Source organism: Sphingobium sp. Ant17, assembly GCF_000588875.1.
Classification (GTDB): domain Bacteria; phylum Pseudomonadota; class Alphaproteobacteria; order Sphingomonadales; family Sphingomonadaceae; genus Sphingobium.
In genome coordinates this window covers 23,125-32,394 of sequence record NZ_JEMV01000052.1, presented here as the reverse complement: position 1 = coordinate 32,394, position 9,270 = coordinate 23,125, and the positions used below count along the sequence as shown (strand labels likewise).

The 9,270-nt window shown below is 61.1% G+C and carries 6 protein-coding genes and 2 pseudogenes; 1 reads left to right on the top strand and 7 read right to left on the bottom strand.

Going from position 1 to position 9,270, the window contains the following annotated elements; translation table 11 throughout:
• Window positions 1-1,431, bottom strand: a pseudogene (gene istA / locus BF95_RS18785) (IS21 family transposase); the annotation flags it as partial.
• 106 nt (window positions 1,432-1,537) lie between these two features.
• Between istA and BF95_RS18780 the strand changes: the two are divergent.
• Window positions 1,538-2,610: pseudogene (locus BF95_RS18780) on the top strand (NAD-dependent succinate-semialdehyde dehydrogenase); the annotation flags it as partial.
• A 351-nt stretch (window positions 2,611-2,961) separates the two neighbouring features.
• On the opposite strand, the gene BF95_RS18775 reads toward BF95_RS18780, so the two are convergent.
• The 6 genes from BF95_RS18775 to BF95_RS18750 form a co-directional block, all read right to left on the bottom strand.
• Complete coding sequence (locus BF95_RS18775; RefSeq protein WP_043153435.1) at window positions 2,962-3,963, bottom strand: IS30 family transposase; 1,002 nt, start codon at window positions 3,961-3,963, stop codon at window positions 2,962-2,964.
• 248 nt (window positions 3,964-4,211) lie between these two features.
• Complete coding sequence (locus BF95_RS18770) at window positions 4,212-5,630, bottom strand: ISNCY family transposase (protein ID WP_043153434.1); 1,419 nt, start codon at window positions 5,628-5,630, stop codon at window positions 4,212-4,214.
• 163 nt (window positions 5,631-5,793) lie between these two features.
• On the bottom strand, window positions 5,794-7,089 hold the full coding sequence (locus BF95_RS18765; RefSeq protein ID WP_043153431.1) for an MFS transporter: 1,296 nt from the start codon (window positions 7,087-7,089) through the stop codon (window positions 5,794-5,796).
• On the bottom strand, window positions 7,086-7,706 hold the full coding sequence (locus BF95_RS18760; RefSeq protein WP_043153429.1) for a retropepsin-like aspartic protease family protein: 621 nt from the start codon (window positions 7,704-7,706) through the stop codon (window positions 7,086-7,088). Before BF95_RS18760 ends, BF95_RS18765 begins: the two co-directional genes overlap by 4 nt.
• The gene (locus BF95_RS18755; protein ID WP_043153427.1) at window positions 7,706-8,497 is read right to left on the bottom strand and encodes an MBL fold metallo-hydrolase; all 792 of its coding nucleotides are present in this window, start codon (window positions 8,495-8,497) and stop codon (window positions 7,706-7,708) included. The genes BF95_RS18760 and BF95_RS18755 overlap by 1 nt, the downstream gene beginning before the upstream one ends.
• A complete protein-coding gene (locus BF95_RS18750; RefSeq protein ID WP_043153423.1) occupies window positions 8,494-9,267 on the bottom strand; it encodes a TatD family hydrolase in 774 nt (257 codons plus the stop codon). The genes BF95_RS18755 and BF95_RS18750 overlap by 4 nt, the downstream gene beginning before the upstream one ends.
• Window positions 9,268-9,270 lie beyond the last annotated feature (3 nt).

The window sequence follows — 9,270 nt, the reverse complement described above, 5'->3', positions numbered from 1 at the left end:
GTGGGGGATAGCTGCCCAGGGTCCAGGGCGGGGCGGGCCGCCGTTCGATGCGCGCCAGCGCGATCTGCTTGACCGCATCGAAGCCGATTGCGCCGATACAGATCGCCTCGTTCACCGCGAAGGTGACGATCTCCATCGGTATCGCCTCCAACAGGCGCAGGATCTGGATGAACTCGCGCTTGCCCTTGTTGCCCATGCGCGCCTCAAGGAGGTGACGCATATGCTGGAACGCTTGCGGCAGAGCCCAGTCCTGCAGCGCGGCGGCCTGATCGAGCGCATTGGGCTTGGTCTCGATCAGCGCCAGATAATGCAGCGGGTTCGCCACGAACATGGCCTCACCATAACAGCGCGGATGTCTGGCGATCTCTTCATTGCCACATAGGATGACCACCGTGTCGACGAAGCCCTTCACCATGACATCCTGGAAGCCGTACCGGGTCGGCACCGAGTAGTCGTTGGTGCGGTAACGCACTAGGGCGGTCGATGATACGCGAGCGGCCCTGGCCTCGCACGGCTCGAACTGCCCTGCTGGCAATGCCCGCATCGTCGCCAGATCGGCCAGAAGCCGTGCGCCGATCGTCTCACTATGTCGGCCAGCCCGCTCTTCCTGCCGGGCCCGGCAGCGGTCCAACAGCTCATCATTGAAGTCATCGAAGCTGGACGCATGCGGAATCGGTACCATGAAGCGCGATCGGGCGTGCTTGACCAGGCCTTCCACCTTCCCCTTGTCGTTCCCCTTTCCAGGCCGACCAAAGCGATCGGTGAAAAGATAATGGCTGACGAGCCCGGTGAACGCGCGTGTTCGCTCGCGCTTTCCATCCCCGCAGATCTTGGCAACCGCGATCTTCGTGTTATCATAAAGGATCGACAGCGGCACGCCGCCGAAGAAGGCGAACGCCGATACATGCCCGTCCAGAAAGGCCTCGGTCGTCTCCGCTGGATAGGCCTTCACAAAGCAGGCATCCGATTGCGGCAGGTCCATGCAGAAGAAGTGCATCTTCCGGCGGACACCATCGATCACACCCACCGCTTCGCCAAAATCCACCTGTGCATGTCCCGGCGGGTGCGCCAGCGGCACGAACGTCTCGCGTCCACGCGCCCGGCACAGCCGGACATAATCTTTTACGACAGTGTAGCCTCCGCCAAAGTCATGCTCGTCGCGCAGGCGTTCAAAGATCCGCTTGGCACTATGCCGCTGCTTCACAGGCGCAATGCGATCCGCTGCCAGGATCGCGTCAATCACTGGCAGCAGCGGCCCCAACTTCGGCTTCGCCACAGGCTTGGTCCGCGTGTAGCCCGGCGGCAGCGAGAACCGGCACATCTTCGATATCGTCTCGCGGCTCAGTCCAAAGACCTTCGCGGCCTCGCGCTGGCTGTTACCTTCAACAAAACAAAGTGCCGAACGGCGGCGTAGCTCTCCACGGCAAACATCCCCGGCCACCCCCTTAAAAGAAGCAACCTATCCAATGGCTGGTTTTTAAACCGCCACGCTCAGCAAATCGCTGGCGCTCCATTGGCCTGGTTTGTCACCGCCCTCTACAGGATCTACGGCCGCACCCTTGTGCGCCCGGCAGGTTTGCGTTCGACCGTGACGAAGGAGCCCGTCGGCCCCGTCGCCGCCTTCGCGCCATGGAATTTCCCCCTCGCTAATCCCGGGCGCAAATTGGGGGCCCCGATCGCAGCGGGCTGTTCCGTCATTTTGAAGGCGGCGGAGGAAACGCCCGCGTCCGCGCTGGGCGTATTGCAGTGTTTGCTTGATGCGGGCCTGCCGCCGGAAGTAGGCCAGGCGGTGTTCGGGGTGCCGGGTGATGTATCCCGCCATCTGCTTGGCAGCCCGGTCATCCGCAAGGTCAGCTTTACCGGATCGACGGTGATTGGCCGGCATCTGCTCAAGCTGGCCGCCGAAGACCTGAAGCGCACGACGATGGAACTGGGCGGTCACGGGCCTGTGCTGGTGTTCGACGACATCGACATCGACAAGGTGCTCGACATCATGGTCCCTTACAAGTTCCGCAATGCAGGACAGGTCTGCGTCGCACCCACCCGCTTCATCGTGCAGCAGGGAATTTTCGATGATTTCGCGGAGGGTTTTGCCCGCCGTGCCGCGGCGCTCAAGGTCGGCAACGGCCTCGATCCCGATGTGCGAATGGGGCCGATGGCCAATGCCCGTCGGCCGGAGGCCATGGAACGGATGGTCCAGGATGCGGTCGCTCATGGCGCGACGCTGCATACCGGCGGCGAACGGATCGGCAATCAGGGCTTCTTCTTCGCTCCCACCGTCCTATCCAATGTGCCGCTCGACGCCGAAGTGATGAATGAAGAGCCTTTTGGCCCCGTCGCCATCATCAATCCCTATGTGGATGAAGAGGCCATGATCACGGAAGCCAATCGCCTTCCATATGGCCTAGCTGCCTATAACTGGACCGACAATGCCGCCCGGCAACGTCGTATCGCCCGCGAGTTGGAGGCGGGCATGATCACGATCAACAGCGTGGCGGTCGGTGGTCCGGATTCGCCTTTCGGTGGCGTCAAATGGTCTGGACACGGCTCCGAAGACGGCCCGGAAGGCTGGAGGCATGTCTTGTGACTAAGGCGGTTCACGAGGCCTGACCCGGCTCCGGGGATCGGGCGCTCGGCAAACGTTTCGATAGGCAGAATACGGACCTGAGCCAGATCTCCACTGCTTGCGCGAAGCTGCGATAGTCTTCGTCATACTTACAAAATATACTATAATCAAAACGTTGATATTGGTCCTCATTAGTGTGCTATGTCGGTGACTGTCTTCTATATACTGACGATCGGCCGCTGTGACCTCTGCGCCTACCATCGAGATGGGACATCTCTATCTAGCGGAGTGGGACATTTCTATTTAGCGCGGCGGTTTCGATTTGAAGCGCGACATCCATGGGATGCGTAGCATTTCATCCAGGGTGGGGCGAGCCCCACCCTGGATGGCAAAATCTATCGGGCGTTGAGGAGGGTGATTTGCTCTCCCAGAACGTCATGCGGGGTGCGATAGTTCAGGCACTTGCGAGGGGTACTGTTGATGCGATCAGCAACGGCCTGGATTTCATCCGATAGCAACGCCAGGTCCGTGTCAGACGGCAGGAAGCGCCGTATGCGACCGTTGCTGTTTTCCACGCTGCCCTTTTGCCAGGGTGCCGATGGCAGGCAGAAATAGCTCGTCATCGCGAGTTTCTTCTGGAGTGTCGCAAAGGCAGCAAATTCCGTTCCCCGGTCAAAGGTGATGCTCTGACGCAGGGAAGGGGGCAGCATGTGCAAGTGGTGCTGGATTCCCGACATGACGCCGGCGGAATGCCGACTGGGATTGCGGGCGAGGATAGTAAACCGGCTGCGGCGCTCGACTAACGAGGTGAGGTTGGCTTTGCCATATTCCAACCTGAAGATCATCAGGTCGCCTTCCCAATGACCAAAGCTGCTGCGATTACCGATTTCGGAAGGGCGTTTGCCAATGGTGTTGACCAAGGGAATATGCAGACCGCGGGGCTTACGCGCATAGCGTTGACGTCGAGATCGACGGGCAACAGGCAAAAGGCGCCACAGGCCTTGGCTTCGTCCGTCCGGCCCATAGACGAACTGGTAGATGGTCTCATGACAGACGGCTTCACGAATACCGCGATGGCGCCGAAGATATCCCGCAATCTGCTCGGGCGACCAAGCTGCTGACAAGCGGTCGGCGATATAGGCGGCAAGCTCGGGCTTTCGGGCAATCTTGCCACCACGCACCCGGCGCCTGTCCGCCATCGTTTGTGCGGCGGTCGGAAAATAGCCACGAAACATTGGCTCGTCATCGAGATGCCGGTTGCGTTTGAGCTCACGATAGATGGTCGAACGATGTCGCTGCAGCGCCGCTGCTATCTGCTGCACGGACCGCCCGGTTGCAGCCAATTGATAAATCTGTCGCCGCTCGTCCAAATCCAGATGCTGATAGCCGTTCATCATGTGCCTTCCTGGAAAAGGGATCAAACCCCTATAAATCCTAGGATTTCGCACTTCGATCTAGAATCCACCGATCGGAATTGATGTTCCTGCTAATTAGAGAAGTCACTATCTGTGCCATATAGAAATGTCACACGTTGATGGACAGCAGGGTCTGCGCGGAGCCATCGGTCTAGCGCAGCGCAGACCCTGCTGATGCGCTGACCTTGGGGTAGCGGACCCATGGACCCGCTGCCCTGCAGTGGGCCCGGTCATGTCCTCTGCACGAACCTGAGCGTGCCGCGTTCGCGCAACGCCTCATCACTGAGCCTGGGACCGCGCTTGAGCTTCGAGCCGCCCAGTTTGCGGCGATCGATCTTCGCGGGTGGTTCCGGCTCGGGGAACATATGCATGGGCTGGTCACGGCGGGCAGGGGCGTCGTTGTTGCGCTTGCGGTGATGCGGCATGATCGCCTGCATCTGCTTTGCCAGGATCAGAGCCGCGTCCAGATGTTTGTTCCCGACAATGGCTGGCTGGTTGACCTGCCGCATCTTGTCAAACTGGCGGTAGGGCAGGACATGGCCCTCATGCTCGATCTCCAGTCGACCGTCGGGATATTCGCAGACCGTCACCCGCTTGCGCGCCAGCTTTTCGCTGACATCGTTCGGCTCCAGGATGAACATCGCCTTGTTGTAGTGCAGCGTCAGCGCTGCCGTCACGGTCCGCTGCTCACGCCAGACCATGATTGAGCGCAGATCGTCATGCGGGGCGAGGGGGCGGTGCAGATCGCGGGCATCGAAGGCAGGGCGGGCAAACCGCTCGTTGTGCCTGGCCATATAACTGTCGAGGAAGGTGTTGGCGTCCGCGATCGATGAGATGCCTTCCAGGCGCATCGCTTTCACCAGGCGATCCTGCAAGGTGGCGTTGGCCCGCTCGACCCGGCCCTTGGCCTGTGGCGAGTTGGCGCAGATGATCTCGATGTTCAGAGCATCGAGCGCGCGGCCAAAATGCGTCATGCCATCCCCACGCGCCGCGCTGGCTTTGGCATTGCGGAAAACACTGTGCTTGTCGGAATAGAAGGCCACAGGCTTGCCGTGCCGTTCGATATACTCGCGCGTTGCCTCCATATAGGCGAAGGTGCTCTCGCTCTCGACCATCTTGAGGTGCATCAGCTCGCTGGTCGCGTCGTCGATATAGACGAGCAGGGTGCATTGCGGCCCGCGGTCTTCGAACCACCAATGTTTTGAGCCGTCGATCTGGATCAGCTCGCCACGGCAATCCCGGCGATAGCGAGGCTGATACGGGCGAGGGCGACGAGCATCGCGATCTTTCCACAAACCAGCCTGGATCATCAACTGGCGCAGCGTCTCGCAGGCCAGATGAATATCGTGCCGCTCGGCAAGATACTCGCGAGCCAGGGTTGGTCCGAAATCATGATAATGCTCGCGCACGATCGCGACGACGCGCTCGCGGAAATCGTCATCATAACGCCGGTTGCTTGGTCGGCAACGCYTACCCGAAATCAAGCCTTCGGGACCGGCCGCATGTAATCGTGACAGCAACCGGAATATCTGCCTTCGACAAAGGCCCAATAGCGCCGACGCATCCTCAACACGCAATTCGCCACGCTCGACCCGCAGCAGCGTATCGTAACGGGAAAGCTCGCCATGGCTCATGCCAATCACCGTCATAAGCGCCACCTCCTGTATCAGGAGATAACCATGCCACCGATGACCCGCACTGCGACGTCGAGAGTGACATCTCTAACTAGCGGAGGGGTGACATTTCTATTTAGCGCTTACAATCATAAAGTCCGATAATATACATTATGTTAAATATAATCTCTCATCGGCTTCAATCTTCCTGGATTTGGCTATGCTCGCGTGTGTCGCGCATCCGCACATAGACCACCAGCGAAATGGCGATCATCACCGTGACATAGATGTAGAAGGCTTCCTCCATGCCCGCTTGCTTGAACCACAAGGCGACGAACTCCGCCGTCCCGCCAAACAGCGTATTAGCCAAAGCGTAAGGCAGCGCCACGCCCAGTGCCCTGATGTGCGCCGGAAACAGCTCGGCCTTCACCACCGCGTTGATCGAGGTATAGCCAGTGACGATGATCAGCCCGGCCATCACCAGCAGACCGGCGATCAGCGGGTCTTTGGTCACGGCCAGCGTCGCGAAGATCGGATAGGTGCACAGGACACCCATGACGCCAAAGCCGATCATCAGCGGCTTGCGCCCGATCCGGTCGGACAGCGCGCCAGCGACCGGTTGGAGCAGCATGAAGGCGAACAGGGTCACGGCGTTGATCTGCGACGCCGTTTCCCGGCTGAGACCACTCGTGTTGACCAGGAATTTCTGCATGTAGATCGAATAGGCGTAGAAGGCGATCGTGCCGCCGGCGGTCAACAGCATCACCGTCAGCGTTTCGCGCGGATGGTTGGTGATGAGTTCAACAAAGCCGGATTTGGGCGCGCCTGCCGCCTTGGCGACCGCAAAGCTCTGCGTTTCGGCAAGACCCCGCCGCAGCCAGAAGACAATCACCGCCAGCGCGCCGCCGATGAAAAAAGGTATGCGCCAGCCCCAGGCGTCCAATTGCGCTTCGCTGAGCGTCGCCTGCAAGACCAGCAGCACGCAGATGGCGACCAACTGTCCGGCGATCAGCGTGACATATTGAAAGCTGGAGAAGAAGCCGCGCCGGTTCTTGCCCGCCATTTCCGACAAATAGGTGGCGCTCGCGCCATATTCGCCGCCGATCGACAGGCCCTGCATCAGGCGCGCCAATACGAGCAATAGCGGTGCGGCAACGCCGATCGTCTCATAACCTGGCGTCACCGCGATCAGAAGCGAGCCTGCACACATCAGCGCCACGGACAGCGTCAGGCCACTCTTACGGCCATGCCGGTCGGCATAGACGCCCATCAGCCATGCGCCAATCGGCCGCATTAGGAAACCAACCGCGAAAATCCCGGCGGCGCTCAGCAACTGGGCGGTGCGATCCTGGCTGGGGAAGAAATGCGGCGCGAAATAGAGGGTGAAGGCGGCATAGGCATACCAGTCATACCATTCGACCAGATTGCCGGTGGAGCCGCCGATGATAGCCTTGAGCCGCTGGCGCTGCGTTGGTGGTGCGAGCGATGGCGTCATGGCGTCAGCACCATCTCGCCGTCCTGCACGCCCCAGCTTTTGAGGCGGGAGAGCATGTTCATGCCGATGACGTTAATCTCTCCGAATGCGGGCGACACGACGACGGGCAGGTCGCTGGCGATCACCGGGCCAATCGCCAGCGTCGCGATGCTCGACCGGCGCGCTTCGACCTTGCCATTCGCGGTGGTCATGACCACGCCGGGCGCACCGACATCATAGTTGAGGCCTGCCGCGCGGGCGGTCGGCTCCGACAGCGCCGTGATGGTCGCGCCGCTGTCGATCAGGAAGCGAGCGGGCGTGCCGTTGATGCTGGCTTCAACCCAATAATGGCCGTCGCGGGCCACGGGAATGCGAATGGCTTGTCCTTCGGCGCGGACGGGCGGCAGCGTTGGTGGTGCATTGCCAACCGGCCCGCCCTCCTCAGCCCAGCGACCGGTAAGATAGCCCTGCTGCTGCGCCAGTGTGAACAGCCCGAACAGGCCCGCGAAGATCGCGACCCACAGCAAGGCCAGGCGTAGCAGCGAGCCCCAGGCCAGCCTGCGCCCGATCAGCGCCGATCCGACCAGCACGAGCGCCAGCACATACCAAAGGGTCGATGCTGCCTGATCGCCGTCCATCAATCCCCCTGCTCTGCGGTCGCCAGTTCGACCCTCATCCTGTCATAGCCGGGTTCCACGCCTGTGGGGAGTGTCCACCGCAGCGTCGCATAATCCATGCTCTGGTCCATATGCGTCAGGATAGCCTGGCGGGGCTTGGCTTGCGCGATGCCGTCCAACGTGAGGGCAAGATGCGGATGGGTCGGGTGCGGCTTTTCACGCAGGGCATCGACCACCCAGACATCAAGGCGGTGATAGAGCGCGAGCATGGCTGGCGTCAGGTCATGGAAATCGGTGGCGTAGCCGATCGAGCGGCCGCCATGGGTGAAGCGAAAGCCGGTGGACCAGATGTCGCCATGGGGCTGATCGACGCAGGCGATGTCGATGTCGCCGATCCGCAGGCTGTCGGGCAGGATATGCGGCGCGATGGTCGGGTGATAGCCGTTGCGCCCTTCAAAGGCATAGGCGAAGCGCTGCGCCAGCAGGCGGAGCGTCTGTTCGCGCGCATAGCCGGGCACGGGCGAGCGGCGATGGTGGAAGAGTTGGCGGACATCGTCGATGCCATGGCTGTGATCGGCATGATCATGCGTCCACAAGATGGCGTCGATCTGGACCACGTCAGCGGCGAGCAATTGCGCGCGCATGTCGGGCGAGGTGTCGACCAGGATTCGGGTGGTCGGACTTTCGACCAGGATGGACACGCGGCTGCGGCGATTCTTCGGCTCGGTCGGGTCGCAGGTGCCCCAATCATTACCGATCCGGGGAACGCCGGAGGAGGTGCCACTGCCCAGGATCGTGAGTTTGAAGCTCATGCCACCTTCTTGAACAAGGTGCGGAAATTGGCGGAGGTGGCGGCGGCCAGTTCTTCCATGCTTTCACCGCGCAGGGTCGCGAGGAAGCGCGCCGTGTCCGCCACGAAGGCAGGTTCGCAGGGACGACCGCGATGGGGCACGGGGGCGAGGAAAGGCGAGTCCGTTTCCACCAGCAGACGGTCAAGCGGCAGGCGCGCCGCCGTTTCCTGCAGATCCTTCGCGCTCTTGAAGGTCACGATGCCCGAAATGCTGATATAGAAGCCGAGGTCCATCGCGGCGTCTGCAAAGGCGCCGCTGGCGGTGAAACAATGGATGACGCCGGGATAGGCCCCCTTCCCCATTTCATCGCGCATGATCGCCAGCGTATCCTCTTCCGCATCGCGGGTGTGGACGATCAGCGGCAGGCCGGTGTCGCGCGAGGCAGAGATGTGTGCGCGAAAACTCTTCTGCTGTCGATCGCGGTCGCTATGGTCGTAATAATAATCGAGGCCGGTTTCACCAATGCCGACGACGCGCGGATGCGCGGCGCGCTCGACCAGCTTGGCGGTATCGACATGGGGATGCTCGTCGGCTTCATGCGGGTGAATGCCAACGGTTGCCCAGACATCGGGCGCACGGATCGCGGTGTCGAGGACGGCGTCCCATTCGCTTTCGCGGGTCGCGATATTGAGCATCAGGTCGATGCCAGCCGCGCGAGCGCGTTCCAGCACATTCTCCTGATCCTCGATCAAGCCCTTGTAATTCAAGTGGCAATGGCTGTCGATCAGCATGGG

Bases quoted from the DNA above. Each gene is read 5' to 3' on its own strand.
- BF95_RS18775 (WP_043153435.1), bottom strand. From the start codon at position 3,963: ATGATGAACGGCTATCAGCATCTGGATTTGGACGAGCGGCGACAGATT.
- BF95_RS18765 (WP_043153431.1), bottom strand. From the start codon at position 7,089: ATGACGCCATCGCTCGCACCACCAACGCAGCGCCAGCGGCTCAAGGCT.
- BF95_RS18760 (WP_043153429.1), bottom strand. From the start codon at position 7,706: ATGGACGGCGATCAGGCAGCATCGACCCTTTGGTATGTGCTGGCGCTC.
- BF95_RS18755 (WP_043153427.1), bottom strand. From the start codon at position 8,497: ATGAGCTTCAAACTCACGATCCTGGGCAGTGGCACCTCCTCCGGCGTT.
- BF95_RS18750 (WP_043153423.1), bottom strand. From the start codon at position 9,267: ATGCTGATCGACAGCCATTGCCACTTGAATTACAAGGGCTTGATCGAG.